This window comes from Spongiibacter sp. C9W (assembly GCF_057370015.1).
The window spans coordinates 838,830-865,045 of the sequence record NZ_CM170672.1 but is presented as its reverse complement, the minus strand read 5'-3'; the positions used below and the strand labels follow the sequence as shown (position 1 = coordinate 865,045).

Here is a 26,216-nt window from a genome sequence, read left to right as displayed (position 1 = left end):
GCGGTGAGTCCGGTCAGAGTAGGTATATGTGGTCTGGGTACCGTTGGCAGCGGTACTTACGCAGTATTAACGCGCAACGCAGCGGAGATTGCTGCCCGTGTCGGTGCCGATATTGTGGTAACTGAAATTGGTGCGCGTCGCGACAACCCCAATTGTGATACGGGTGATGTGGCCATTAACCGCGACATTTTTGCCGTTGCAGAAAACCCCAATGTCGATATTTTGGTTGAGTTGATTGGCGGGACCACTGTTGCCAAGGAATTGGTATTGAAAGCCATTGCCAATGGCAAACACGTGGTGACCGCCAACAAGGCCTTGATTGCCGAGCACGGGAACGAAATTTTTGAAGCGGCTGCCCAACAGGGCGTTACGGTTGCCTTTGAGGCCGCGGTTGCCGGCGGTATTCCCATTATCAAAGCACTGCGTGAAGGCTTGGCAGGGAATAAAGTGCAGTGGCTCGCGGGCATTATCAACGGCACTGGAAACTTTATTCTCACTGAAATGCGCGACAAAGGGCGCGACTTCAACGACGTACTGGCCGAGGCTCAGGCCCTGGGCTACGCCGAGGCAGACCCGACTTTCGACGTTGAGGGCATAGATGCCGCGCACAAGTTGGTGATTTTGGCGTCTCTGGCCTTTGGTATCCCGCTGCAATTTGACAAGGTATATACCGAGGGAATTAGCCGGATCGCACAGGAAGATGTGGTCTACGCCGAAGAGCTGGGTTATCGCATCAAGCATTTGGGTATTGCCCGCGATACCGAAAAAGGCATTGAATTGCGCGTTCATCCCACACTGATTCCAGAAAAGCGCCTGATCGCGAACGTCAACGGTGTAATGAACGCCGTACTGGTGCAATCGGATGCCGTTGGTCCAACCTTGTATTACGGTGCGGGTGCCGGTAGCGAACCCACGGCATCAGCGGTTGTCGCCGATGTTGTGGATGTCGCGCGTACACTCAGCGCCGAACCACACCACCGGGTGCCTTTCCTGTCATTCCAGCGCACGTCATTGAGCGATCATCCTGTGCTGCCGATAGACGATGTGGAAACCGCCTACTACTTGCGCATGTCGGCCCTCGATAAGCCCGGCGTACTGTCCAAAGTGGCGCAGATTCTCAGCGACGACGGCATTAGCATTGAAGCGCTGATTCAAAAGCAGCCAGCCGAGGACGCGAATTTAGTTCCGGTGATTATCCTTACCAACCGCACCGTCGAGAGCAAGTTGTTTGCCGCAGTCAGCCGTATTGAAGGACTGGAAGGTATTGTTGGTGAAGTAACGCGTATTCGCGTTGAGTCACTGGCAGGCTAAGTATCGCCGCTACACTGCGCCTTCGGGCGCAGCCCCCACATTCCATGAAGAGTTAGTAACGTGAAATACATCAGCACCCGTGGCCAGGCGCCCGCCCTCAATTTTGAAGACGTACTGCTTACCGGCTTGGCGCCGGATGGCGGCCTTTACGTGCCGGAGTCCCTGCCTACCTATAGCCGCGAGCAAATAGCGGCGTGGTCGTCGTTAAGCTACACCGAGCTGGCCTTTGAAATTGTTCAGCCCTTTGTTGCGGGCAGCATTCCCGATGCCGATCTCAAAGCGATTATCGACGATAGCTATTCGGACTTCAGGCACCCGGCCGTAGCGCCACTGGTGCAGCTGGGTCAAAACGAATGGGTGTTGGAACTGTTTCAGGGGCCCACCCTGGCTTTTAAAGACTTTGCATTGCAGATGTTGGGACGCCTGCTGGATTATGTGCTGGAGAAGCGCCAGCAAAAAGTCGTTGTAATGGGCGCCACGTCAGGTGATACCGGTTCGGCGGCGATTCAGGGTGTAAAACGCTGTGAAAATGTCGACATTTTCATTTTGCATCCCTACCAACGCGTATCGGAGGTGCAGCGCCGCCAGATGACAACGGTGCAGGGCGACAATATTCACAACATCGCCCTGAAAGGACACTTTGATCACTGCCAGGCCATGGTGAAAGCGAGTTTTGCGGATCAGAGCTTTTTGCCTGAGGGGCGCCAGCTGGTAGCGGTGAACTCCATTAACTGGGCGCGCATCATGGCGCAGATCGTCTACTACTTCTACGCCGCTTTTGCATTGGGCGCGCCAGATCGCAAAATCAGTTTCTCTGTGCCGACGGGTAATTTTGGCGACATCTATGCCGGCTACCTCGCCAAGCAGATGGGACTGCCCATCGACCAATTGGTGGTGGCAACGAATCAAAACGACATTCTGCACCGGGTGATCAGCGGCAATCAGTTTGAAAAGCACGATTTGCAGCACACATTGTCACCGAGTATGGATATTGTCGTATCCAGCAACTTCGAACGGATGCTGTTCGACTGCTTTGATCGCGACGGTGCGGCCATCGCCGACCTGATGCAACGAATGAATACCGAGACGGTATCTCTTCCCGCCGCCGCGTTTGAGCGCGTGCGCGAACTGTTCGCCAGTGCCAGTGCCAGCGATGAAGAAACCGTGGCCACCATCGCCAGCGTCTACGACGACAGCGAGTACCTGCTCGATCCGCATTCGGCAATTGGTGTTAAAGCCGCGCGCGATTGCTGGCGCGACCGCAGCGTACCAATGGTGACGCTCGCTACTGCGCATCCAGCGAAATTCCCTGAAGCGGTAATGAAAGCCGGTTATCCCAGTGCGCCAGCGCTGCCGCATCATATGGCGGACCTTTTCGACCTTGATGAGCGTTACGAAGTGATCGACAACGACATGTCGAGCGTTCACAGCTTTATGGCAAAGAATATCCGCGCCTAAACGTGAGTCGCTTCCCGCGTATCGTTGAAAGAGTCGCCGTCGCAGATGCGACGGTGGCGCTGCCATCATTACCGCCCCTTTTGTCTCGGCTGTATGCCGCGCGCGGCATCGTGTCCGACGAGCAGGCAAAGCTCGGTTTGGATGCCTTGCCTGCACCCACTATGAAGGGCATGGACGCGGCTGTCTCAGCGCTGGTTGAGGCAATCAGTGAGGGTAAGCGCTTGTTAGTGGTTGGCGACTTCGACTGCGACGGCGCCACCAGTACAACCTTGGCGTTGCTCGGCTTGCGAATGTTGGGCGCCGCCGACGTCGATTTTTTGGTCCCCAATCGCTTTGAATACGGCTATGGCCTGAGCCCAGAAATTGTTGCTGTCGCGGCCGAGCGCCGCCCGGATATCATTATTACCGTCGACAATGGCATCTCCAGCATCGACGGTGTTGCCGCGGCGGCGCAGGCCGGTATTCCCGTTATCGTGACCGACCACCACCTTCCCGGCGACCAGCTGCCAGACGCACTGGCGATTGTGAACCCCAATCAACCCGGCTGTGACTTCCCAGATAAATCTTTGGCTGGCGTCGGTGTGATGTTTTACGTGTTGCTGTCATTGCGGGCGGCGCTACGAGAGCGCGGTATCTTTCGCGATGGCAAGGGGCCCAATCTTGCTGAGCTGCTCGACCTCGTGGCGCTGGGCACGGTCGCTGATGTGGTGCCGTTGAGTCAGGCAAACCGGGTGTTAGTGGAGCAGGGCTTGCGGCGAATTCGCGCCGGGCGCTGCCGTCCGGGAATTAGTGCTTTGCTCCGAGTTGCCGGGCGGGAGCCTGCGCGCTTGGTCGCCAGTGACCTCGGTTTTACCGTTGGGCCGCGTTTGAATGCGGCGGGCCGGCTGGATGATATGACGGTGGGCATTCGCTGCCTGCTGGCCGACGATGCGACGCAAGCCCTGAACTTGGCGGCCGAGCTGGATGATCTCAATCGAGAGCGTCGCAGCATAGAACAGAGCATGAAAGACGACGCCATGCGCGCATTGGCGCATTTGCAGCTAGACGCTAGTAAGGTTCCGGCGGGATTGTGTTTGTATGATCCAACTTGGCACCAGGGCGTTGTGGGGATATTGGCCTCGCGGATCAAAGAGCAGTTTCACCGTCCGGTAATCGCCTTTGCCGAGGCTGATAACGGTGAAATCAAAGGCTCGGCCCGTTCTATTCCCGGCCTGCATATGCGCGATACTTTGGACAGAGTCGCAAAACGTCACCCGCAGATGTTAAGTAAGTTTGGTGGCCACGCCATGGCGGCGGGGTTGAGCCTGGCGGAAAAAGACTTCGACGCCTTTAGCGATGCCTTTGTTGACGCCGTTCGTGAGCAGCTTAGTGACGATCAGCTCGAGGCGGTGGTTCACAGCGACGGCGAGCTGAGCCCGACAGAACTTAAACTCGAAAATGCAGAGCTGCTGCGCAGCGCTGGGCCGTGGGGGCAGGGCTTTCCCGAGCCATTGTTTCACGGTGTATTTACCCTGGTTCAGCAGCGCCTTGTCGGCGAGCGGCATTTAAAAATGACGCTCGCACCTCGCCATGACAAGCAGGCGATCATTGACGCCATTGCGTTTAATGTCGACCTCAACCAGTGGCCAGACCCAGCGGTGACGGAGGTGGAAGTGGTGTACAAGCTAGATAGCAATCTCTGGCGTGATCGCCTGTCACTGCAATTACTGGTTGAGCATCTGCGCCCCTGCGCTGGCGCATAATGCCAGCCAGCTTTCCGCCGCGCGACGCATCGGGTAAAATGCCCGCCTTTTCACGTGGTCCGGATACTATCCATGCTAGAAATTAATCCCCTGCGCAATGCCCTTAAGGATATGACTGAGCGTACCGATACGCTTAGGGGGTATCTTTGACTACGCTAACAAGAAAGAGCGCCTAACTGAGGTCGAGCTGGAGCTCGGTGATTCCGCCGTGTGGGACGACCCTGCCCGCGCCCAGGAGCTTGGCCGCGAGCGCGCCAACCTGGAAGGTGTGGTGGGCGCTATCGATGAGTTAGACGCCGGTATTGGCGACGCTTCTGAACTGCTCGATATGGCGGCAGAGGAGAACGATGAAGACACCATTGAAGCCGTGCAGGGCGATATAGAACGCCTCGAAGGGGTGCTAGCCAAACTGGAATTCCGCCGTATGTTCTCCGGTGAAATGGACCCCAACAACTGTTATTTGGATATTCAGTCAGGTTCCGGCGGCACCGAAGCCCAAGACTGGGCCAATATGGTGCTGCGCATGTATTTGCGCTGGTGCGAAGACAAAGGCTTCAAGGCAGAACTGGTTGAGGTCTCTGACGGCGAAGTGGCGGGGATCAAAAGTGCAACCATCCATATTCAGGGCGAATATGCCTTCGGTTGGCTGCGCACCGAGACCGGCGTTCACCGCCTGGTTCGCAAGTCGCCCTTTGATTCGGGCAACCGCCGCCACACATCGTTTTGTTCGGTGTTTGTGTCGCCGGAGATCGACGACAATATCGAAATTGATATCGATCCTTCGGATGTGCGCACGGATACCTACCGCGCCAGTGGTGCAGGTGGTCAGCACGTTAACAAGACCGACTCTGCGGTTCGCCTAACGCACGAGCCCACCAATACCGTTGTGCAGTGTCAGAGCGAGCGCTCCCAGCATCAAAACCGCGACAACGCTTGGAAAATGTTGAAGGCCAAGCTCTATGAAATGGAGCTGCAAAAACGCAATAGCGAGGCCCAGGCATTGGAAGACAGCAAGTCAGATATTGGCTGGGGCAGCCAGATACGCTCCTACGTGCTCGACGACCAGCGTATTAAAGACCTGCGCACCAATGTACAAACCAGCAATTGCAACAATGTGCTCGATGGCGACCTTGACCTGTTTATCGAAGCGAGCCTGAAATCTGGCTTATAAGGCCGGCACCCTAGCCAATGAGATGACGCGGCCCGATTGCGGGCCCGACCAAAGGAAACACAGATGTCTGAACAGCAGAACGACACGCAAGCCCAGGAAGCCGGGCAGGAAGAAAATCGCCTGATTGCTGAGCGCCGCGCCAAGTTGGCGGCGATTCGCGAAAAGCGCAATGCCTTTCCTAACGACTTCCGACGCGATGCCTACGCCCAGCAACTGCAAGAAGAGCTGGGTGAGCACGACAAGGCGACGCTTGAAGCGCTGGACAGACATGCCGCGATTGCCGGTCGTATTATGGCCAAGCGTGGCCCGTTTATGGTGCTGCAAGATATGTCTGGCCGAATCCAGACTTATATCGATAAGAAAAAACTGCCTGAAGCGCTGACTGAAGAGATTAAAAGCTGGGATATCGGCGACATTATTTTTGCCAAGGGGCCGGTGCACAAATCTGGTAAGGGCGATTTGTATGTGTATATGGAAGAGGGCGGATTGCTAACCAAGTCGTTGCGTCCACTGCCCGACAAATTCCACGGCCTTCAAGACCAGGAAATGCGCTATCGGCAGCGCTATGTCGACCTGATTATGAACGAGCAGTCGCGTCGCACCTTCGCGATTCGCTCTAAGATGATCAGCTCCATCCGTAATTTTTTGCAGCAGAAAGACTTTGTCGAAGTTGAAACCCCGATGATGCAGGTGATTCCCGGTGGTGCCACTGCGCGGCCGTTTGTGACGCATCACAATGCGCTCGACCTCGATATGTACCTGCGCATTGCGCCCGAGCTTTATCTCAAGCGCTTGGTGGTTGGCGGATTCGAGCGGGTGTTTGAAATCAACCGTAATTTCCGCAATGAGGGTTTGTCGACGCGCCACAACCCCGAATTCACCATGATCGAGTTTTATCAGGCCTATGCTGACTACAAAGACTTGATGGACCTGACTGAGGCAATGTTGCGCCACGTAGCTCAGGAAGTATTGGGCACCACGTGTTTGCACTATCAGGGCAGTGACTACGACTTTGGCAAGCCGTTTACCCGACTGTCGGTCTTTGACGCCGTGCTGCAATACAACCCGTCCATCAGCGCTGAGCAGTTAGCCGATATGGAGCAAGCCAAAGCCATTGCCAAAGGCCTTGGCATCGAGGTTAAGGACTCCTGGGGGCTGGGCAAGATCCAAATTGAGATCTTTGAAGAAACGGTTGAACACAAGCTGGATCAACCCACGTTTATCACCGAATACCCCACCGAGGTATCGCCGCTGGCCCGTCGCAGCGACGACAACCCCTTTGTGACTGACCGGTTCGAGTTTTTCGTGGGTGGTCGCGAGCTCGCCAATGGCTTCTCCGAGTTGAATGACGCCGAAGATCAAGCTGAGCGATTCATGGCGCAAGTGGCCGAAAAAGATGCCGGCGACGATGAAGCAATGCACTACGATGCTGACTATATTGCCGCCTTGGAATACGGCCTACCACCGACCGCTGGTGAGGGAATAGGCATCGACCGACTGGTGATGCTGTTTACCGATTCGCCGTCAATTCGCGACGTTTTATTGTTCCCCCACATGCGTCCGGAATCACAAGGCTAAGCCTTAGGGTGCCGGCTTGCCGGCACCCACTCCTTCCCATTGCTTGCACTTTGCGACCTGATTCTCAGCGATAACTTCAAGCTAGACAGCAACTTGCGCAGCTATGCTATAGTGTTGCCAATAAAAATTTTGGGCCTGGAGTGTGGCAATGAGTATCGAAAACGTAGATCTGTTTGACGGTTTGTCGCCAGATGAACTCAAGCTTTTGCGTGATACCAGTATTCTTCGTGAGTTTGCAAAAAACACCGTACTGATTCACGAAGGTGACGTGGCGGACTCTCTGTATGTCGTCGAAACCGGCCGGGTAAAAGTCTACTGTAGCGACAAAAGTGGTAAAGACTTTGTGCTGAATATACTTGAGTCGGGCGACTATTTTGGTGAGCTGGCCCTGCTTGACGATGATCGCCGGTCGGCGTCGGTACGTGCGATGGATGCAACGCAGGTGCGCATTATCTACAAAGAAGATTTCAAAGCCATTATGGATATGCATCCGAACATCACTCGTATTTTGAACAAGAACCTGACGCGCCGTATTCGCAAGTTGACCAATGATGTGAAAAGTTTGGCTTTGCAGGATGTCTATGGCCGCGTGGTGAAGGTGCTTACCGGATTAGCCGAGCCCCACGGTGAAGAAGGGCAAATGAAGATCAACGAGAAACTCACCCAACAAGAGATCGCTGACAGAGTGGGCTCGTCGCGGGAAATGGTGGCGCGTATTCTCAAAGACCTGACCATCGGGGACTATATCGAAGTGGAAGGTCGACATATCATTCTCAAGAAGAAGCTGCCGGAGAGCTACTAACCCTATCGCGCCTCCAGTGATGCAGGATTTGTACGAATTCTATGAAAACGCCCCCGTATTTACGGGGGCGTTTTCATAGTGATACGTGAATAAAATACCGAAGTGACTACTGATGGCGTAAGGTAATTAGTCCTAGGTCGACAGCTTTGAGAGTGGCCTCAGCACGTGAATTCACCTGGAGCTTGCGGTAAATATCTTTTAGATAGTCGGCTACGGTATGGTGGCTCAATTGCAATGACTCGGCGGCATTGCGAACACTGTAACCATGGGCGATCAGCGTCAGCACCTCGCTTTCCCGTGCCGTCAGATTATACTCAATCGTCTTTTGTGGTCGAAAAAATGCCAGCATACGACGGGCGATACTGGGGGATAGCGGCGGTTGCCCTGCAAGAATGCCCATTAGTCGTTGACTGAAGACCTCGGTGGTTTCGTCTTTGAGCAGGTAGCCTTCCGCGCCTGCTTTTAATGCGGCAAACAAATGCTCAGAGTCGTCGAAAATTGTTGTTATCACGCAGCTGCATTGGGGGTTTTTGGCAAGGATTTCCGGTATTAGCGCTACACCTGAACCATCGGGCAGGCCAATGTCCAGTAGTGCAAGTTGGGCGGGCCAGGCCGGAAGCAATTCGCGCGCACTGGCCAGGCTGTCAGCCTGTTGAACGCTGGCATCGGGAAAGCATTGGGCTGCAATTCTGGAAAGCCAGTCGGAGACATCTGGCAGGTCTTCAACAATCAGGATATGTGTTATAGCGTTCACTAGTGTGTTCCAAATAATCTGCGTGAATGACTATTAGGCTGGATACTATCGCCGATTCGTTATTATGACGCATCCCCTCGTTTGTGGGGAAAAGGATAATATCGGGCCTGTAGGCGTGTCGTACCTCGTGTTCAGGTTTGATGAATAGAAGTGGAACGGATGAATTTACATGCTCGCTTGGCTGTGGCAGTCGCACTGCTGTTGGTGGGCGCACTTGCCAGCCTGTCTCTGGCTCTACACCTGCCCCAGCCTCAGGGGCTTTTCAGCCTGGACGGTGAGCAGATCATTTACTCGGCTCCGAGCGGTCAGCGCCACACTGTGGCTGCGCTGAAGGCTGGAGAGCGGGAGCTACCTGCCAATCCTCGATGGCTGATTGCGGAACCCGATGTCCTTGAGAGCTTTGAGGAATTTAATGGCCTGATGGACCAACAACGCCTTATTTCGGCAGCTATAAAGCGCGGCGATCTGGTGTTGATCAACGAATCAGGTGACCATCTAGCGGTCCCATTTCGCCAAAGGGAGCTCGGTGATCTCCACTGGTTATTTTGGTTTCAGATTGGCATAGGCAGTATCATTCTGATGATCGGAGGAATGGTCTGGTCGGCTAAGCCGGGAATGGCTACGACGCTGTATGCAGCGAGCGGCCTGTGCTTGGCTATTGCCACCAATACGGCCGCTGTGTATAGCACACGATCGATGTTTATTGATGGCGATGTTTTTCGTTTTCTCTCTGACTTGAACAGCTGTGGTGCCTTGCTTTTTTCTTCGTCCTTTAGCGCCTTGCTATGGCACTATCCGCAGCAATTGGGCCGCTTTCCCGTTGCGCCTTTGAGCTTCATTGTTGGATTTGCCTCATGTGCGGTAGTCATTTTTCAATGGGAGCCTGCGCCCAATTTCTATTATTTCTTGGTCTTGGCTATCTACGCCGTTGGCTTTATTTTTGCGGCCCTGCAATGGCGTTTTACCCGCGACAAGCCGCTGGAGCGGGCGGCACTGCTCTGGTTTTTGATTGCCATTTTTACCGGTACGGGGGGCTTTGCCGGCCTACAACTCGTTCCTGCTGCACTGGGGCTGGAGTTGCTGGTGCCTCAGGAGATTCTGTTTGCGGTATTTCTGTTGATGTACGCCGGGGTTGCGCTGGGGTTGATCCGCTATCGGCTGTTTGATCTGGAGCGCTGGTGGTTTGCGCTGTGGGGCTGGTTACTTGGTGGGGCGGCAGTGATCGCCGTTGATCTTGCACTGGTATCTCTGCCCGCCATGGGACAGACCCTGGCGCTGTCATTGTCGCTGGCCATGGTCGGCTGGCTGTATTTCCCGGTAAGACAATGGTTTTGGAAGCGCTTTGTGCGCGTGCCGGAACGGAATCTGGAACGTATTCTCCAGCAGAGTATTCCACGCTTTACCGCGATTCGCAGTGTGGCAGAGCTGCGCAGTCTATGGCTTGAGCTGCTTCAGGAGGTCTTTCAACCGCTGCGCAGTCAACCCTGTTTCGGTGTTCAGCAAGTGCTGTTGCTGGATGGAGGGCAGGCCATGAACATCCCCGATGTGTTGGGCGAGGGAAACGGTATGCAGCTTCAGTTAGCGGACCGGGGCCGGCGACTTTTCAGTCGCGATGATTTGGCACTGGTCACCTTGCTGCAGAGCCAGTTTGAGATCGCTCAAAACAGTTTGCGGGCCAGTGAGCGCGGGCGGATGGCTGAGCGGGAGCGAATTCGCCGGGATATTCACGACGATCTAGGCGCGCGCCTGCTTACCTTGTTGCATCGCAGTAATGAAGGTGAGCGCCCGTTGGTGCGTGAGGCGATCAAGGATTTACGTAGCCTGCTGGAGGCGCTAGACACCGAAACGCGGCCGCTGGAAGTGCTGTTCGCCTCCTGGCGTATGGAGCTTGAAGAACGCTGCCACACAGCGGGCGTGCCTCTGCAGTGGCAGCAGCCGGAACGTGTTCCCGCGCTGCTGGTGAGCCCCGAGTCGCAGCAACAATGCCAACGCGTTCTTCGCGAGGCCGTATCTAACGCCTTGCGTCATGCCAAGCCCAGCGCGGTAAGCATAGATATCGAGCACCAAGGAGATGAGCTGTGCATAATTATAGAGAATGATGGTGTGTCTGATAGTCCGGTTCAATACGGACGGGGAACCGCGATTATGCAGCAGAGAGCCGACGAGCTGGGCGCGGTGCTCAAGCGCGAACATCTGGGTTCGTGTTGGCGGGTAAGTCTTAGTCTGTCTCTGCCGCTGCTGGAAGGTAGTGAGCCCCCGGAATCCAGGGGTGTGTAGCCTGCGTCTGAGCCGCTATAGTGTTCGCTAGGCGGACTCAGGATGAGGGGTGGCGAGAGTCGCCTTCACAGGGATGTGCCGCTCCATTATGGCTTAGGTATTTCATCAAGGCGCACTACGGTACCGCCTTTGGCAAATCGTGCCAGCGATGACTCGCCTCTATGCAACGTGGCTATATTGCGAACCGCCGTTCCTTGTTCGTTCAATACAACCGCATAACCGCGACTTAAAGTCTGCTCGGGCCCTAGCCTGTGCAACTGATTTTCCAGTGAGGGCAATCGCTGTCGCTGTTTTGCCTCAAACTACGCAATACGCTGGCGTTGCCCCACGGTGAAGAAGGGCAAATGAAGATCAACGAGAAACTCACCCAACAAGAGATCGCCGACAGAGTGGGCTCGTCACGTGAAATGGTGGCGTGTATTCTCAAAGACCTGACCATCGGGGACTATATCGAAGTGGAAGGTCGACATATCATTCTCAAGAAGAAGCTGCCGGAGAGCTACTAGGGTCTGCTCATCTTCACCAGGATGATGAGCTCGATGCCAGCGGCGCCCATAGTGGCGCCGTTTTCGTTTCTGGTGCCGTAAAGCAAATAATAAAACAGGAGGTAACATGCGGGGTTTAGGAGCGATACCGTTCGCAGTATTCATGGTGATTGTCAGTGCGTGTGGCGGTGGCAATGGTGGGTCGTCGCCCACCCAGGCTGAGCAGGGGGCGGCGAATCTTATTCAGCGCCACAGTGTCGATACGCGCTGCGATCTTGCAGTCTATCCGTCGGCTGATTGGTTGCAGTGCGAGCTGGAAAATCATGCGCGAACGCTGGAGGCCAATGTCGAGCAGCTCGCCCCTGATTTTATTATTCGTTCTCAAACGCAGGAAAACGCTAACCGCTTGGCGATGCTAGCCCGCATTGCCGAGGACCCGAGCTGGAGCTTGCCGCCCACCCAAGGCACCACGCCGCTTACGCCACTTTGCTCTGCAGGAATGGGGCCCTGCGTTGGCGACCCGTTCCGCTACCCCGGTGTCGACGGCCCGGATGGTCGGACCTTCTATGAGCAAGAAGCCATTGTCGAGCCCGTTGTCTATTACGATGAGGGGTGTGCACGCATCAGCGGGCGGGTGTGGCGGCCACGCGCCCTGCAGGCTGGAGAGCGGGCGCCTGTTGTCGTGATTAAAAATGGCTCCGTGCAGGCAGGCGAGCAGCTTTACTGGTGGGCGGCGCAGGCCCTAGTGCGAGCGGGATATGTTGTGCTGACCAGCGATCCTCGCGGGCAGGGCGCGTCGGACATGGCAACACCAAATTCGGCGGAGCAAGGCGGCAACATTAATGGCCATGTGTTTTACCAGGGCTTGGTCAACGATATCGACTTTATTTTATCGCGCCCAGCGCTGCACTACCCCCATGAAGCGAATTGCGCGGGCAGTTACCCAACCGAAACCCGTGCCTTTAACCCCTTTCACGCCTTTGTTGACCGTGAGCGCATTGGGATAGCCGGACACTCCTACGGCGCCGCTGGTGTGACCTGGGTGCAGGCCTACGGCGCGCCGGGTGCTGAAAACTGGCCGGGCCTGCTGAGCTCGGAAAACCCGGTCGATGCGGTGGTGGCCTGGGATGCCCTGGGCTATACCGACACTGGCAATAACGCCACCATCACCAGTGTGCAACTGCCGCCCGGCAGTACTAATGCCATTACCGACGCCTTCGGTGGTAGTGACTTCCCGGCAGTGGTTGCCCACAAGCCTGCGCTGAGTTTTAAGTCGGAATACGGCTTTACGCCGATACCGTTGATCACTGACCCGGATCGGGATGCGCATAAAAATGCCTTTAAACAATGGCAGGCGGCGTCTGTTCCTGTGGTGAGTGTCACTATTGCCGGTACGACGCACTTGGATTACTCATTGGGGCCGACCTTGCCCGCAAGTTCTTGGTGCCCAAATACGGATAATAATCGCTGTGAGGGCGGTTGGGCGCGCCCGATGATTACTGAATACACTGTTGCGTGGTTTGATCGATGGCTGAAAAAGCGGGGAGAGCCGGGCTATGCCCAGGCGGAGGCGCGCCTGCTAGATGACGCGCGCTGGGCTGAACGAATGAGTTTTCACTTTGCTTCCGCCCGCGACTTCCCTTTGCGCAGCGGTGAAAGGGAGTCCTGTGAAGATATCCGTTTGTTATGCGGGAGCGGCGAGTAACCTCCGTCGACTCACTCGCTATCATCCACGGTGAGGGCGACTTGCCCCTCGGCGAAACGCCCGCGCAAGCGCTGCCCTTGCTGAAGATCGGCGGCGCGTCGCACTGCCCGGCCTTGTTGGTCGAGAACAATCGCATAGCCACGGCTAAGCGTCTGCTCGGGGCCCAGTTGTCGCAACTGGGACTGCAGTGCCTGTAATTGTTGTGCGCGGCGCCGCATTTGCTCTTGTACGCTGCGCTGCAGCCTTGCTTGAAGTTGTGTCAGGGCATTGAGCCGTGTCGCATGTTGCCGATCGGGGCTGAGCAGCAGCATTTGTTGTTGCAGGCCCGCGAGGCGCGCCAGGCGCTGGCGCTGGCTACTTTGCCACTGGCGTCGCAGTCGCATTTCAAGTTCATCCAGCCGCTGCGCTTGCTCTCTGAGTCGGCTCCGTGGGTCGCGAATGCGTCGGTTCAATTGTTGTAATTGTTCACGCTGATGCTGAAGGCGTCGCCGCTGCGCCCGAACCAGGCGGCCGCGCAGCAGCTGGACCTTCGAATTGATCTCGCTTTGATCAGGGCTGAGCAATTCCGCCGCAGCCGAGGGTGTTGCAGCGCGCAAATCCGCGACAAAGTCGGCAATGCTGAAGTCCACTTCGTGCCCCACGGCACTCACCACGGGCAGTTCCGATTGGTAGATGGCCTCGGCCACCACCCGCTCGTTAAAGGGCCAGAGGTCTTCCAGTGAACCACCGCCGCGTGTCAGTAGGATCAAATCGAAATTATGCGACGCTGAACGGGCGAGCTGATTCGCCTGCGCGATGGCGCGTTGTATCTGACCAGCCGCCTGCTCGCCCTGCACCAGCACAGGCAGCAGGGTGACCTTCATTGCCGGCCAGCGCCGCTTGAGCACTGCGACAATATCCTGCAGGGCGGCGCCTGTGGGTGAGGTGATAATGGCAATGTGCTTGATAGCCGGTGGCAGGGGCTTTTTCAGCGCCGGGTCGAACCAGCCGGCTGCCTGCAGTTCTGCCTTGAGTGCTTCGAAGGCCGCTGCCAGCGCACCGGCACCGGCGGGCTGCATGTGCTCGACAATAAGCTGGTAGTCGCCGCGCCCTTCATAGAGGCTGACTTTACCGCGAACGACCACCTGCTGGCCCGGTTGCGGTTGAAAATTCACTCGCATATTGCGGTTGCGAAAGAAGGCGCAGCGGATCTGTGCGCGCTCGTCCTTTAGCGTGAAATACCAGTGGCCAGAGCTGGGACGCGACAGGGTGGAGAGCTCGCCAGTAACACTCACCTGAGCGAAGCAATCTTCTAAAAGTTGCTTGGCGAGGCGGTTGAGTTGGCTGACGCTGAGCTGTTGTGGGGGTTCTTGTGTAGTCATTGCGCAATCATATCAAGATATAGCGCTATTGCGGGGTCAAATTGGTTTACTCGGGGGCTGTCATCACTTAAAATTGCCAAGATTCTAGCCACCGGCATTGGAATCATTCTATGTTACGTATCGCACAAGAAGCACTGACCTTCGACGATGTTTTGCTTCTTCCCGGCTACTCCGAAGTAACCGCCAAAGACGTCAGTCTACGCACTCGACTCACTCGCAATATTACCCTCAATATTCCTCTGCTTTCTGCTGCAATGGATACGGTCACCGAAAGTGGCCTGGCCATTGCGCTGGCGCAAGAAGGTGGTATCGGCATCATCCACAAGAGCATGACCATCGAACAGCAGGCTTACGAAGTTCGAGCGGTGAAAAAACATGAAAGTGGGGTGGTTAAAGACCCGATTACTATCGATGCGGCGGCTCCCATCAGTGAACTGTTTGAGCTGCGTCGCCGTCACAAAATTTCCGGTGTGCCGGTGCTCGATAAGGGCGACTTGGTAGGTATCGTCACCAGCCGTGACGTGTTGTTCCAAGAGCAAATGGATGTGCCGGTCTCAACCATCATGACCCCCAAGGCCAAGTTGGTAACGGTTAATGAAAACGACGATATGTCGGTGGCCCGAGAGTTACTGCACAAGCATCGCATTGAAAAAGTTCTGGTTGTGAACGATGCCGGCAAGCTGACCGGGATGATCACCGTTAAAGATATGAACAATGCGCAAACGTACCCCCTGGCCTGTAAAGACAGCTCGGGCCAGTTGCGGGTGGGCGCCTCTGTAGGAACCAGTGCCGATACTGACGACCGCGTGGCGGCGTTGGTTGCTGCGGGCGTGGATGTACTCGTGGTAGATACCGCTCACGGGCACTCGAAGAACGTACTTAACCGGGTTAAGTGGATTAAACAACACTACCCTCAAGTGGATGTGATTGGCGGCAATATCGCCACTGGCGAAGCGGCTTTAGCCCTGCTGGAAGCCGGTGCCGATGCCGTGAAAGTCGGCATTGGTCCTGGCTCAATTTGTACCACGCGAATTGTCACCGGCATTGGCGTTCCGCAAATCAGCGCTATTGCCAATGTGGCGGCGGCACTTAAAGACAGCGGACTGCCGCTGATTGCCGATGGCGGTATCCGCTTTAGTGGCGACCTGTCAAAAGCCGTCGCGGCGGGCGCCAATGCGGTAATGATGGGCTCAATGTTTGCCGGCACAGAAGAAGCGCCGGGCGAAGTGGAGCTTTACCAGGGCCGCACGTACAAGTCTTACCGTGGTATGGGCTCGCTGGGCGCCATGACCAAAACCCAAGGCTCCAGTGACCGTTACTTCCAGAGTGCTGAAGACGGTGCAGAAAAGCTGGTACCCGAAGGTATTGAAGGTCGCGTTCCCTACAAAGGGCCGCTGGCGGCTATCGTGCATCAATTGATGGGCGGCTTGCGCAGCGCCATGGGTTATACCGGCAGTGTGGACATCGAGACCATGCGCAGCAAACCACAGTTTGTTCGCGTGACGGCTGCAGGCATGAATGAGAGCCACGTCCACGATGTTAGTATCACCAAGGAAGCACCAAACTACCCGACCTGAGTGTCGTAATGGGGCGCCGCCTGCGGCGTCCCCGTCCCACCTTTTACACTACCCCTCAGTCTGAATAGAGAGAATGCCGTGTCTAGCCCCGATATTCATGCCCACCGAATTCTGATCCTTGATTTCGGTTCTCAGTACACGCAGTTAATTGCGCGCCGTATCCGCGAAATCGGCGTGTACTGTGAGATTCGCGCTTTCGATATTGAAGACGCAGAGATCGATGAATTTCGTCCATCGGGGGTAATACTGGCCGGTGGCCCCGAGTCGGTGACAGCGGCAGGCTCGCCGCGTGCGCCGCAGAAAATATTTGAGCTGGGAATCCCAGTACTGGGGATCTGCTACGGCATGCAAACCATGGCCGAGCAGTTGGGCGGCAAGGTAGAAGCATCGCCGGTTCATGAATTTGGCTACGCACAAATTCGAGTGGAAACGCGCGGTCAGTTAACGGCTGATATTGCCGACCACATGGACAGCGAGTCGGGTAAGGCGCTGTTGGATGTATGGATGAGCCACGGCGACAAAGTGGTGGCGCTTCCCGACGGGTTTGAAGTATTGGCGTCGACACCATCGTGCCCCATTGCCGCCATGCAGTGCGAAGAGAAGCGGTTTTACGGTGTGCAATTCCACCCGGAAGTAACCCATACCCTGCAGGGCCAGCGTATTTTTGAGCACTTTGTACTCCAGTTGTGTGGATGCGAGGCCCTGTGGACGCCGGCAAATATTATTCAGGACGGCATTGAGCGCGTGCGTGAGCAAGTGGGCAAGCAAAAAGTGCTGCTTGGCCTTTCTGGCGGTGTCGACAGCTCGGTGGTCGCGGCGCTGCTCCACAAAGCGATCGGTGAACAGCTGACCTGTGTCTTTGTCGACAACGGCCTGCTGCGCAAGAACGAAGGCGACCAGGTAATGGAAATGTTCGCCAACAATATGGGTGTTAAGGTCATCCGTGTTGACGCCGAAGAAACTTTTTTAAGCAAATTGCAGGGCGAGGCCGACCCCGAGAAAAAACGTAAAATTATCGGTAATACCTTCATCGAAATTTTTGACGAAGAAGCGGCCAAGCTTAAAGACGTACCGTTTTTAGCTCAGGGAACCATCTATCCCGACGTTATTGAGTCGGCGGCATCAAAAACCGGTAAAGCCCACGTCATTAAATCTCATCACAACGTCGGGGGCTTGCCCGATGATATGGCAATGGAGTTAGTCGAGCCGCTGCGTGAGCTGTTTAAAGATGAGGTGCGACGCATCGGTTTGGAGCTGGGCCTGCCCTATGACATGGTTTATCGCCACCCATTCCCCGGCCCTGGCCTCGGCGTACGTATTCTCGGTGAAGTTAAAAAAGACTATGCCGATGTGCTGCGCGAAGCTGATGCCATCTTCCTGGAAGAGCTTCACAAAGCCGACTGGTACCACAAAACCAGCCAAGCCTTCGCGGTATTTATCCCTCAAAAATCGGTGGGTGTCGTCGGTGACGCACGTCGTTACGAATGGGTGATTGCACTGCGAGCGGTGGAAACCATCGACTTTATGACTGCCCGCTGGGCGCACCTGCCTTACGAGCTACTGGAGACGGTTTCCAATCGCATCATTAACGAAATCGCCCATGTCTCTCGCGTGGCCTACGATGTGTCGAGCAAGCCTCCTGCAACGATTGAGTGGGAGTAAGTTCGTTTTGTGATGGCGGCACGGGCGGGCTGTTCCGCTAGTGCCGCGGTTTCGTTAGCTCGGAAATCCATTTGTTGCTAAACAGCTTATAAGCAAAACCTGTCTGTTGGTCTTTGCTACTATGAGCCCTCAAGATTTATCGCGTATTATCGAAATGGCCTGGGAGGATCGGACTCCCTTCGAGGCGATAGAAAACGACTACGGTTTATCAGAGGCGGCGGTAACACAGCTGATGCGGCGCTCCTTGAAGCGGTCTTCCTTTCGTCTCTGGCGCAAGCGTGTCTCCGGTCGTAAAACCAAGCATGCTAGTTTGCGATCACCGTCGGTGACTCGCGCATACTGCCCCAGTCAATATCGGCATCGCTAAGTGAGTACGGTGATAATTGTAGCGTTTGCGATGTCGAGCCAGGCTGTGTACACCGTGTTTTGACAGACTTCTAGCCACCAGGGCTAGCCCGAGAGGATGGATTCGTAGGGGGGAGAGCACATGCGTTTGATATGGGTGCTGGTGTTCGCGACGGTTGCGCTGGCCTTTGGCTTTTCAAACAGCACCAATGACGTTGCACAGGGTAGCGATGAGCGATTTCTTCACGCCTATGAGAATCGCCAGTCGAATTTGCAACTGTCTGGGCAGGGCGTGGTAGAAAAGTTATTAAGCGATGATCTCGACGGCAGTCGCCATCAACGGTTCATTTTACGTCTAGCTTCCGGGCAGACTCTGCTCGTCGCACACAATATTGATCTTGCACCGCGCATAAACGACCTTAAGGTCGGTGATATAGTCGCTTTTTATGGCGAGTATGAATGGAATCAGCGTGGCGGGGTCATCCACTGGACGCATCACGACCCCAGAGGCAAGCATCCCCACGGTTGGTTGAAACACCGCGGGGTGACCTATCAATAAAGGCTATTTTGAGGGCATTTGGCGCTGTTTGTGGAGCAATTCCATTAAGGTAAATGCGACCTCTGAACCGGCATTTTGGCTCTGCCCGGTAACCACTATACCGTCGACCACAACGTGATTGGCCAGCAGGTCGTAGAATCTTGTATTGGATTCAAAGGCTGCGCCAGCAGCTCGTAATGCAGACTCTGGGTGTTGTGGCGTTTCGGTGATACCGAGCTCTTCGATTTGTTTGTCGGTAACGGCGGTGAGCGACAAGCCTTCTACCAGCAGCTTGTCATCAGGGCGTCGTGCCTTTAGCAGGCCAAGCGGACCGTGGCACACTGCGCCAATGGGCGTTGCGGCGGCGTAAGCTTGTGTGATTTTTTCACCGAGTACCTCCGAGTAACCCAGGTCATATGCAGCGCCCCAGCCCCCCAGCCCCCAGCTAAAAAGACAATATCGTAGTCACTAATATTGACGTCGGCGATCGCGATGGAGTGCTTAGCTTTTTGTTGGAACTCGGCATCGTGAAGATAGCGTTGGTCATCTTCAGAGATGATGTACCACTTAAAGGAAATCGGGTCGATGGGAACCTCACCACCGTCAATACTCGCGATATCCACAGAGAGGCCATGCTCAGTGAAGCGGTAGTAAGGCGCGGTCATTTCTGAGCCAAATACGCCGGTGGCATTGCCACCCTCGCCAAGGGTTGCTTGGCTAGTGGTAATAATTAGCGCTTTGGCTTGCGGCAGGGGGCCACATTCGCTTCGTAGTGTGGGTGGTAACCCATTAGGTTGAGAGGGGTGTGCGTAGCACAACCACTGAGTAGCAAAACAAAAACAGCGGCGAATAATCGCAGGGAGAGTGTCATGTTGTCTCCTGTGGAGCGTGTAACGGTAGTCGTAGTGGCGAGCGCGAGGAAGCTAACGTGTATGGTTTGCTGCTTCAAACCCCTAATACAAGTTATGCTAAAGGCTGTGCAGCAGCGCACATTGCTGAGGTGATGTGACGACCATTCGTTGCGCAGCTTTTGGAATTAGCGAGGTTAGGGAGTGACGATGCATCAACGATTTCAGGCGGTAGGGCAATCAATGCGCTTGCCATTTCTGGTGCTCACGCCGGTGTGCCTACTGCTGGGCTACGCGAGCGCGAGCCTCCGGTTGGCGCGCGTCGACTACTTCGATTTTAGCCTGGTAATAATCGCGGGACTGGCCTCACATATCAGCGTAAATCTCTTCAACGAGTTTTTTGATTTCAAAAGTGGTTTGGATGCAAAAACTCAGCGAACGCCCTTCAGTGGCGGCAGTGGTTCGCTAGTCGTCCAGCCCGAAGCGGCAGCAGCCGTGTTGTATGCCGCGTGTTTCTGCCTGGCACTGACAGTATTGATCGGTGGTTATTTTGTTGCGGTAACTGGCTTTGCGCTGCTGCCACTTGGCCTTGTGGGAGTTGCCACAATTATCAGCTATACCCAGTGGATTAATCGCCACCCTTGGTTATGCTTGCTTGCACCTGGCTTGGCGTTTGGCCCGCTTATGGTGATGGGAACGGATTATGTTTTAACAGGGCAATATTCCTACACGGCTTTTTACCTTTCGCTGTTGCCGTTTTTTCTAAGCAACAATCTACTTTTACTCAATCAGCTGCCGGATATCAGCGCCGATGAGTCTGTGGGCCGCAGGCAATTTCCGTCGGTCTATGGTGTGAAGGCAAGTATTGGCGCGTACGGGGCATTCATTGCGGCTAGCCTGATAACGGTTCTGGCTGGCGTCACTCACCTCGGCCTGCCGTTTGCGTCGCTGCTTTGTGTGATTCCTCTACTGCTTGCGCTGCCGGTACTGCACGGGCTTCGGCATGGTTTGCCAACGCCAACCGGTTTAACGCGAATACTGGCAATGAATGTGGCGTTGAGTCTGCTGACGCCACTGGTATTCGCCGTTTCGATTATTATGGGCTAACGGCTGCCGGGAGGCTTGAGAGTATGTTTGCTTTTACAGCGAATGCCCGCCGTCGGCAGCTGTTAAATGCCGCTGCGTCTCATAAAAAAATGCCGCACTCGCGACCAGTAGACGCGGCCTTGCCTGCAGTTGTCGAGCGCTATTTTGATCGCTGTTTTGGGACTGCATCCCGCGACTACGCGGCAGTGCGATTACAACAGCGTGGGCGTTTGCGCAGTGATGTGAACCGTCAACGTTGGTGGGCATTCTCTGCACAGCAGCACTCCACATTGGTGTTTCCGGGCTTTGACTGGCAGGCAACACTGCAATTGGCCCTCGGGTTCACACTAAAAATTCGTGATAGCTACTATGACGGCGCAGCCTATTCCAAGCTGAATTTTATAGGGCTGCCTTTGGCCCACGCCGGCGGTAGCAATGAGCATGCCGAAGCAGCGCTTCAACGGTATTTGGCTGAAGCGGTTTGGTATCCACAGGCGCTTTTACCAAGCGATTGTCTGGTGTGGCAGGAGGGGGAAAAGGGCTCGGCTGTCGCAGTACTCGATGATGGCGGCCACACGGTGAGCATGCGCTTTCACTTTAATTCTGAAGGGGAGGTCACGCGGGTGCCCACCCCCGAACGGTTTTGCTGGGTTAACGATGGCTATGAGAAACGCCCCTGGGAGGGGCGCTTTTGCCATTACCAACGCCGCTCAGGTATGTGAGTGCCGACGTCTGCCAGTGCCGCTTGGCACGTCCCTCAAGGGGTGGAAGAGGTTTGGCAAGGTGAGTTGACGGATGTGCAGTATATTTTGCAGGCTGATTTGTAATATACGAGTGTATATACAAATGTATTGACACTTGTCGGTCAAGGCGTATAGTCGCAGTGGTCAATTATTGAGCAAAGTGGTGTAGCAAACCATGCAAGTGACCACTGAAGAGAGCAGGCAATGAAAACAGGAAAAGTCCTCCACGGCGCGGCGCGGCTCGCTTTTGATAGCGTAGACGGTGTGAATACCATCGTAGAGCAGATGTACCGTAATATCAGCGCGACACCGCTGCCATTTGGTCGCGCGCCAGAGGGGCCTGCTCCCGGTATTGCGGGCTTGGTGCATCGAGTGATTCGCGGCGTTAACGGCGGGGTTCGCAGCACCACTGATGTGGCGCTGTCACCACTGAGAAATTATTTAGATGGACACTTTCCCCCCGGGCCGCATCGAGCGGCAGTGATTGCGGCGCTTAACGGCGTATGCGGCGACCACCTGCATCGCAGTGGCAACCCCTTAGCGACCCCAATGACGCTGAGAGTGATGCTGGGGCCGGACGCGCCGCCACGTGATGCCCCTGGCGCCGCATTATTTGAAACCTGCCGCAGATCCGTTGAGATATACCCCAGTGCCGCGGCCCTGAGCGACAGCGAGTTTACCGCGGGTGGCCATATTTTATTGCTGGCCCATGGTCTGTGCATGAATGAATTGGAGTGGACAGCGAAGCAGCACAACCACGGACATATGCTGGCTAAGGAGTATGGCTACAGTCCGGTGTTTGTGCGTTACAACAGCGGTAAACATATTTCACAAAATGGGCGTGAGCTTGCCCAACACCTTGAGGGGCTTGTCGAGCGCTGGCCTGTTCCGGTTCAGTCGATAACCGCCGTGGGCTTCAGCATGGGCGGGCTGGTACTGCGCAGCGCAATGCACAGCGCTCTTGAACACGCGCAGCGGTGGCCACAGCTTTTGGATAAGGTGGTGTACATCGGTACACCCCACCACGGCTCTGCGTTGGAGCGGGGCGGCTATTGGCTGCAGAGAGCAATGGCATTCAGTCCCTATACTGCGCCGCTTGCTGCGCTGGGCCGCATTCGCAGCGACGGCATTACAGACCTGCGCCATGGAAATATTGTCGACGCCGATTGGCAGTTGTATGACGAACATCAGGACAATGCCGATCATCGGGTGCCGCTCATGCTTCCACCGGGCATTGACCATTACGCAATTGCCGGGACACTGTCTCGGTCGTCGGCGGGCTACCTGCAGCGCAGTGATGGTTTGGTGCACCCCGATAGCGCTTTGGGGAGACACCCGCTGGGGGCAAAAACGCTAGGCTTTGCCGCAGACCGGCAGCGGGTGTTTTGTCAGCTGGATCATTTGAGTATGCTCAGTGACGCTCGCGTTGCCGACCAATTGAAAGAGTGGCTGCGCTTGAGTTGAACTGGGTGGCCTTGAACTAATTGGCCTTGAAATGAACGGTCTTGCGCCGAGTATTGGGGCCGGCGGTATTTATTTGCCCCCGCCCCGCCATAACAAAGGGAGTGTTGTGATGATAAGTGGGTCGTGCCTGTGTGGCGAAGTGCAGTACACAGTCGAGGGAAAATTCGACCATTTTTTCCTGTGCCATTGTCGCCATTGCCAAAAGGATACCGGGTCAGCCCACGCGGCAAATCTGTTTTCCCATGGCGGGCAGCTAACGTGGCGTAAGGGAGAGGCATTGGTAACGAGCTTCACCTTAGCGGGGAGTCGTCATTGTAAAAGTTTTTGCAGTCGTTGTGGCTCGGCGCTGCCATCGCTGCAGCTTGCGGGGGAGCTGTTGGTGGTACCAGCGGGAAGCGTAGATGAGCCGCTACAACAGCGCCCCAATGCCCATTTGTTTACGCGTAGCCGCGCGTCCTGGGATGCCGATTTAGAACAGTTGCAGGCGTTCGAGACGCTGCCGGGGTAGAATACGTCGCCATAATCTCTATCACGAAGGATGATATTGAGTGAAAGGCTTAGAGAATAAAATACCGCCGCCAGCAGTGGCCCTATTGGTGGCCACTGCTATGTGGGGGCTCGCTGAGGCGACGCCGAATATGCCCGTTGATAACACGACGAGGCTTGCTCTGGTGGCTCTGTGTTATCTGCTGGGCGCTGGATTCTCTCTTGGTGGGGTGATGTCATTTCGGCGCGCAAAAACGACGGTGAATCCCTTGAAGCCTGAATCAGCCTCGGCACTGGTCGACACAGGTATTTACCGCTACACCCGCAATCCAATGTATGTTGGCTTTGCGTTATTTTTGTTGGCTTGGGCGGTGTTTTTGTCGTCGCTATGGGCCCTGTTGGGACTGCCGCTGTTTATTGCCTATATTCAGCATTTCCAAATTCGTCCGGAAGAGCGCGCTTTAGAACAGATTTTTGGCAGTGAATTCTTAGACTACAAACGCCGGGTTCGCCGCTGGTTGTAGCGGTGTTGCCACGATAAATATAAGGGTGTTAGAAGCTTTGCACGACGACGAATACTGGATGCAACAAGCCCTGTTATTGGCAGAGCGTGCGGAAAAACTCAATGAGGTGCCGGTTGGTGCGTTGGTGGTACGTGACGGCGTTGTCTTGGGTGAGGGCTATAACAGCCCGATTTCCGGGCATGATCCCTGCGCCCATGCGGAGATTATTGCGCTGCGCCAGGCCGCCGCTAACGTTGAAAATTACCGCCTGCCGGGCGCGACCTTATACGTCACCATTGAGCCCTGCGCTATGTGCGCGGGCGCGATCATTCACAGCCGGGTGGCGCGACTGGTGTTTGGCGCCAGTGAGCCTAAGGCAGGGGCGGTGAGTAGCCATTTGCAGTTATTTGATCAAGCGCAAATGAATCACCGGGTTCAGTGGCAGGGCGGCGTGCTGGCTGAGCAGGCAAGCGCGCAAGTGCAGGCTTTTTTCGCGCGCCGCCGCGAAGAGAAAAAAATAGCAAAGCGCGCGGCGAAGGCAAGTAGCGGCGAGTAATCGGGCAGTTCCGTGTGCGAACAATTGCGATTGCTAGCAATAGAAGGCGTCGATACTGCTGCGCAGTGCATCCATATACTGGCGGGCAATGTGCTCGCCAATGTCAGTGTGTTTTCCCAGCCAACGCACAGGAGCGCCGCTACCACTAATTATTGCGCAGGCGTCGGTGCCGGTTCCTGTGGCAATTTGCCCTGATACCGGGCTGCGGATATTCATGTCTTGCAGCACCGCAGCCTTGGCTTCGCTGATCAAGCCGTGGAGCTCCACCATGCCCGCCGTTGAAAAACTCAGGTCGGCGATAACAACGCTGTTGATGGTGCCGACAGGCATGGCTTGGGTGGGCTTCCAGTCGCAGGGGTCGCCGGCGCGGCGAGCGTTGCTCAGTCCGCAGCTAACATAAACAGCAAGCGCTTCCCCGTAGATGTGGCTGTGTGACTGGCGCAGTGACGCCATTGAGGCTGCGGTCATCATACCGACACAGGTGTCGGGAAGTTGAAGGCGCTGCTGAGCTTGCTGGAGACTATGTTCCGGGGTGTGCAAAGGGACATTGGCGTCGCGCTCGACGCGCAGGTTGATTAGTGACCGCGCGCTGACCAGCCCGCCATTCAATACTGCTGAGCTTAAACACGGTCGTGGCTCGGGCCACTGCAGTGTAAAGTGAGCCGAGCTAGTGTGAGACCGCCAATTGTCGCTGGGTGTTTCCAAGATCAATCTGCCGAGTATTTTGAGGCAGGTATTGTCAGTGAAGGCGCACAGCGTCTCAAGGATTTGTGCGCTTATTTCTGGCCGAGTAAGAATACGCCAAAGTCACCTTGAGGGTCTTTCCAGACCCGGTGAATTTCCATATCTGCCGCTGATGCCAACTCGGCAATACTTTGTTCGCTGTACTTATGCGAATTTTCCGTATGGATGACCTCGCCGCGGTGAAAGTCCATCTTTTCACCTGCCACGTTAACGGTTTGCTCTCGGCAGGCGACCAGCTGCATTTCGATACGGCTGAGTCCTTCGTTGAAGATGGCCCGGTGTTTAAAGCCATCGTCAACATCGAAGTTGGCGTTCAAATCGTGATTAATGCGCCGCAGAATATTCTTGTTGAACTCTGCCGTGACACCGCGCTTGTCGTCATAGGCGGCCAGCAGCCGCTGTCGATCTTTTATCAGGTCGGCGCCTAACAGCAATGCACCTGATGGGCCAGCCAGGGCTTTTAGTGAGCGGAGTACGCCCAGTGCTTCAGTGCGGTTAAAGTTGCCGATGGTCGAGCCGGGAAAGAACACGAGGCGGCGGCCAGACTGGCAAAGCGTGCTGACTTCATCGAGGCAGGCCTGGGCGGTGAAGTCTCCGGCAACTGGGTGAACCCGCAATGCGGGGAAGCGCTCTTTCAAGGTTGTGATCGCGTGCTCCAGGGCGTCTACGGATATCTCCAGCGGAATGTAGCGAGGTAAAGTCGGTAACTGTTTGAGTAGCAGCTGTACTTTTTGGCAACTGCCGGCGCCAGGCTCAATGATTTCGGTGTAGGTGCTTAGCGCCTCGGCGATACTCTTACCGCTACTGCGCAGGATGCTGTATTCGGTACGGGTTAGGTAATATTCGTCGAGCAGGCAAATTTCTTCGAATAGGCGCGAGCCGCGAGCGTCGTAAAAATACTTGCAGGGCAGGGTCTTCTGAGCTTGTCGCAGGCCGTGAATAACGTCGTGTAAAAAGGTGTGGTATTGGTCGTCCAGCGTGCGTTCTTTGGCGAGTGTAGAAGGCATAGCAGTCCCTGTT

24 protein-coding genes and 2 pseudogenes are annotated in these 26,216 nt (G+C 55.5%); 19 read left to right on the top strand and 7 right to left on the bottom strand.

The window, feature by feature from the left end:
• The first annotated feature begins 3 nt into the window (after positions 1-3).
• From AC2Q8J_RS04080 to AC2Q8J_RS04055, 6 genes are all read left to right on the top strand, one after another.
• Positions 4-1,311 carry a homoserine dehydrogenase gene (locus AC2Q8J_RS04080; protein ID WP_204995697.1) on the top strand — a complete coding sequence of 436 codons (1,308 nt, stop codon included), beginning with the start codon at positions 4-6 and terminating at the stop codon, positions 1,309-1,311.
• A 60-nt stretch (positions 1,312-1,371) separates the two neighbouring features.
• Positions 1,372-2,769 carry a threonine synthase gene (gene thrC, locus AC2Q8J_RS04075; RefSeq protein WP_204995696.1) on the top strand — a complete coding sequence of 466 codons (1,398 nt, stop codon included), beginning with the start codon at positions 1,372-1,374 and terminating at the stop codon, positions 2,767-2,769.
• 2 nt (positions 2,770-2,771) lie between these two features.
• Entirely contained in the window at positions 2,772-4,511 is a 1,740-nt protein-coding gene (gene recJ, locus AC2Q8J_RS04070) for a single-stranded-DNA-specific exonuclease RecJ (RefSeq protein ID WP_486452162.1), read from the top strand.
• Positions 4,512-4,583: 72 nt separating this feature from the next.
• A protein-coding gene (prfB, locus tag AC2Q8J_RS04065) for a peptide chain release factor 2 (RefSeq protein ID WP_154653813.1) occupies positions 4,584-5,682 on the top strand; the annotation gives its coding sequence in 2 pieces (ribosomal slippage) (positions 4,584-4,658 and positions 4,660-5,682; 1,098 coding nt in all).
• A 63-nt stretch (positions 5,683-5,745) separates the two neighbouring features.
• Positions 5,746-7,260 carry a lysine--tRNA ligase gene (gene lysS / locus AC2Q8J_RS04060; RefSeq protein WP_486452161.1) on the top strand — a complete coding sequence of 505 codons (1,515 nt, stop codon included), beginning with the start codon at positions 5,746-5,748 and terminating at the stop codon, positions 7,258-7,260.
• A gap of 148 nt (positions 7,261-7,408) precedes the next feature.
• Positions 7,409-8,062: a Crp/Fnr family transcriptional regulator gene (locus tag AC2Q8J_RS04055; protein WP_027872756.1), complete on the top strand. Its 654-nt coding sequence runs from the start codon at positions 7,409-7,411 to the stop codon at positions 8,060-8,062.
• Between the two features lie 106 nt (positions 8,063-8,168).
• On the opposite strand, the gene AC2Q8J_RS04050 is transcribed toward AC2Q8J_RS04055, so the two are convergent.
• On the bottom strand, positions 8,169-8,816 hold the full coding sequence (locus AC2Q8J_RS04050; RefSeq protein WP_288364233.1) for a response regulator: 648 nt from the start codon (positions 8,814-8,816) through the stop codon (positions 8,169-8,171).
• A gap of 159 nt (positions 8,817-8,975) precedes the next feature.
• Between AC2Q8J_RS04050 and AC2Q8J_RS04045 the strand changes: the two genes are divergently transcribed.
• Positions 8,976-11,093: an ATP-binding protein gene (locus AC2Q8J_RS04045; RefSeq protein ID WP_486452160.1), complete on the top strand. Its 2,118-nt coding sequence runs from the start codon at positions 8,976-8,978 to the stop codon at positions 11,091-11,093.
• Between the two features lie 86 nt (positions 11,094-11,179).
• On the opposite strand, the pseudogene AC2Q8J_RS04040 reads toward AC2Q8J_RS04045, so the two are convergent.
• Positions 11,180-11,374: pseudogene (locus tag AC2Q8J_RS04040) on the bottom strand (exodeoxyribonuclease VII large subunit); the annotation flags it as partial.
• A gap of 33 nt (positions 11,375-11,407) precedes the next feature.
• On the opposite strand from AC2Q8J_RS04040, the pseudogene AC2Q8J_RS04035 reads away from it, so the two are divergent.
• Together AC2Q8J_RS04035 and AC2Q8J_RS04030 are read left to right on the top strand one after the other, a co-directional pair.
• A pseudogene (locus AC2Q8J_RS04035) lies at positions 11,408-11,599 on the top strand (helix-turn-helix domain-containing protein); the annotation flags it as partial.
• 106 nt (positions 11,600-11,705) lie between these two features.
• Positions 11,706-13,283, top strand: a complete 1,578-nt coding sequence (locus tag AC2Q8J_RS04030) for an alpha/beta hydrolase family protein (RefSeq protein ID WP_486452159.1) — start codon at positions 11,706-11,708, stop codon at positions 13,281-13,283.
• An 11-nt stretch (positions 13,284-13,294) separates the two neighbouring features.
• Here the strand turns inward: AC2Q8J_RS04030 and xseA are convergent, their stop codons facing one another.
• Complete coding sequence (gene xseA, locus AC2Q8J_RS04025) at positions 13,295-14,644, bottom strand: exodeoxyribonuclease VII large subunit (protein WP_486452158.1); 1,350 nt, start codon at positions 14,642-14,644, stop codon at positions 13,295-13,297.
• A gap of 110 nt (positions 14,645-14,754) precedes the next feature.
• Here xseA and guaB point away from each other — a divergent pair, with 110 nt between their 5' ends.
• From guaB to AC2Q8J_RS04005, 4 genes are all read left to right on the top strand, one after another.
• Positions 14,755-16,221, top strand: coding sequence for an IMP dehydrogenase (guaB, locus tag AC2Q8J_RS04020; protein ID WP_027872753.1), 1,467 nt, complete (start codon positions 14,755-14,757; stop codon positions 16,219-16,221).
• Positions 16,222-16,299: 78 nt separating this feature from the next.
• Positions 16,300-17,883, top strand: coding sequence for a glutamine-hydrolyzing GMP synthase (gene guaA, locus AC2Q8J_RS04015; protein ID WP_288362603.1), 1,584 nt, complete (start codon positions 16,300-16,302; stop codon positions 17,881-17,883).
• Between the two features lie 121 nt (positions 17,884-18,004).
• Positions 18,005-18,250: a TIGR03643 family protein gene (locus AC2Q8J_RS04010; protein ID WP_288362605.1), complete on the top strand. Its 246-nt coding sequence runs from the start codon at positions 18,005-18,007 to the stop codon at positions 18,248-18,250.
• A gap of 120 nt (positions 18,251-18,370) precedes the next feature.
• Positions 18,371-18,787, top strand: coding sequence for a DUF3465 domain-containing protein (locus tag AC2Q8J_RS04005; protein WP_486452157.1), 417 nt, complete (start codon positions 18,371-18,373; stop codon positions 18,785-18,787).
• Positions 18,788-18,790: 3 nt separating this feature from the next.
• On the opposite strand, the gene AC2Q8J_RS04000 is transcribed toward AC2Q8J_RS04005, so the two are convergent.
• Together AC2Q8J_RS04000 and AC2Q8J_RS03995 are read right to left on the bottom strand one after the other, a co-directional pair.
• Positions 18,791-19,147, bottom strand: coding sequence for a type 1 glutamine amidotransferase family protein (locus tag AC2Q8J_RS04000; protein ID WP_486452610.1), 357 nt, complete (start codon positions 19,145-19,147; stop codon positions 18,791-18,793).
• Complete coding sequence (locus AC2Q8J_RS03995; RefSeq protein ID WP_486452156.1) at positions 19,081-19,431, bottom strand: type 1 glutamine amidotransferase family protein; 351 nt, start codon at positions 19,429-19,431, stop codon at positions 19,081-19,083. The genes AC2Q8J_RS04000 and AC2Q8J_RS03995 overlap by 67 nt, the downstream gene beginning before the upstream one ends.
• A gap of 393 nt (positions 19,432-19,824) precedes the next feature.
• Between AC2Q8J_RS03995 and AC2Q8J_RS03990 the strand changes: the two genes are divergently transcribed.
• From AC2Q8J_RS03990 to tadA, 6 genes are all read left to right on the top strand, one after another.
• Complete coding sequence (locus AC2Q8J_RS03990) at positions 19,825-20,721, top strand: prenyltransferase (RefSeq protein WP_288362608.1); 897 nt, start codon at positions 19,825-19,827, stop codon at positions 20,719-20,721.
• A gap of 23 nt (positions 20,722-20,744) precedes the next feature.
• Positions 20,745-21,422: a DUF6920 family protein gene (locus tag AC2Q8J_RS03985; RefSeq protein WP_486452155.1), complete on the top strand. Its 678-nt coding sequence runs from the start codon at positions 20,745-20,747 to the stop codon at positions 21,420-21,422.
• 225 nt (positions 21,423-21,647) lie between these two features.
• On the top strand, positions 21,648-22,907 hold the full coding sequence (locus tag AC2Q8J_RS03980) for an esterase/lipase family protein (RefSeq protein ID WP_486452154.1): 1,260 nt from the start codon (positions 21,648-21,650) through the stop codon (positions 22,905-22,907).
• A 109-nt stretch (positions 22,908-23,016) separates the two neighbouring features.
• On the top strand, positions 23,017-23,415 hold the full coding sequence (locus AC2Q8J_RS03975) for a GFA family protein (RefSeq protein ID WP_486452153.1): 399 nt from the start codon (positions 23,017-23,019) through the stop codon (positions 23,413-23,415).
• Positions 23,416-23,455: 40 nt separating this feature from the next.
• A complete protein-coding gene (locus tag AC2Q8J_RS03970) occupies positions 23,456-23,917 on the top strand; it encodes a methyltransferase family protein (protein ID WP_486452152.1) in 462 nt (153 codons plus the stop codon).
• Positions 23,918-23,942: 25 nt separating this feature from the next.
• Positions 23,943-24,452, top strand: a complete 510-nt coding sequence (gene tadA / locus AC2Q8J_RS03965) for a tRNA adenosine(34) deaminase TadA (protein WP_288362613.1) — start codon at positions 23,943-23,945, stop codon at positions 24,450-24,452.
• Between the two features lie 33 nt (positions 24,453-24,485).
• On the opposite strand, the gene AC2Q8J_RS03960 is transcribed toward tadA, so the two are convergent.
• Positions 24,486-25,157: an adenosylcobinamide amidohydrolase gene (locus AC2Q8J_RS03960; RefSeq protein ID WP_486452151.1), complete on the bottom strand. Its 672-nt coding sequence runs from the start codon at positions 25,155-25,157 to the stop codon at positions 24,486-24,488.
• A gap of 71 nt (positions 25,158-25,228) precedes the next feature.
• Entirely contained in the window at positions 25,229-26,203 is a 975-nt protein-coding gene (gene egtD, locus AC2Q8J_RS03955) for an L-histidine N(alpha)-methyltransferase (RefSeq protein WP_486452150.1), read from the bottom strand.
• Positions 26,204-26,216 lie beyond the last annotated feature (13 nt).

Excerpts from the sequence above, each read along its gene's own strand:
- AC2Q8J_RS03975 (WP_486452153.1), top strand. The coding sequence starts at position 23,017 with ATGATAAGTGGGTCGTGCCTGTGTGGCGAAGTGCAGTACACAGTCGAG.
- AC2Q8J_RS04005 (WP_486452157.1), top strand. The coding sequence starts at position 18,371 with ATGCGTTTGATATGGGTGCTGGTGTTCGCGACGGTTGCGCTGGCCTTT.
- AC2Q8J_RS04010 (WP_288362605.1), top strand. The coding sequence starts at position 18,005 with ATGAGCCCTCAAGATTTATCGCGTATTATCGAAATGGCCTGGGAGGAT.
- AC2Q8J_RS03995 (WP_486452156.1), bottom strand. The coding sequence starts at position 19,431 with ATGACCGCGCCTTACTACCGCTTCACTGAGCATGGCCTCTCTGTGGAT.
- AC2Q8J_RS03990 (WP_288362608.1), top strand. The coding sequence starts at position 19,825 with ATGCATCAACGATTTCAGGCGGTAGGGCAATCAATGCGCTTGCCATTT.
- xseA (WP_486452158.1), bottom strand. The coding sequence starts at position 14,644 with ATGACTACACAAGAACCCCCACAACAGCTCAGCGTCAGCCAACTCAAC.
- lysS (WP_486452161.1), top strand. The coding sequence starts at position 5,746 with ATGTCTGAACAGCAGAACGACACGCAAGCCCAGGAAGCCGGGCAGGAA.
- AC2Q8J_RS04045 (WP_486452160.1), top strand. The coding sequence starts at position 8,976 with ATGAATTTACATGCTCGCTTGGCTGTGGCAGTCGCACTGCTGTTGGTG.
- AC2Q8J_RS03985 (WP_486452155.1), top strand. The coding sequence starts at position 20,745 with ATGTTTGCTTTTACAGCGAATGCCCGCCGTCGGCAGCTGTTAAATGCC.
- AC2Q8J_RS04055 (WP_027872756.1), top strand. The coding sequence starts at position 7,409 with ATGAGTATCGAAAACGTAGATCTGTTTGACGGTTTGTCGCCAGATGAA.
- AC2Q8J_RS04030 (WP_486452159.1), top strand. The coding sequence starts at position 11,706 with ATGCGGGGTTTAGGAGCGATACCGTTCGCAGTATTCATGGTGATTGTC.
- guaB (WP_027872753.1), top strand. The coding sequence starts at position 14,755 with ATGTTACGTATCGCACAAGAAGCACTGACCTTCGACGATGTTTTGCTT.
- AC2Q8J_RS03980 (WP_486452154.1), top strand. The coding sequence starts at position 21,648 with ATGAAAACAGGAAAAGTCCTCCACGGCGCGGCGCGGCTCGCTTTTGAT.
- egtD (WP_486452150.1), bottom strand. The coding sequence starts at position 26,203 with ATGCCTTCTACACTCGCCAAAGAACGCACGCTGGACGACCAATACCAC.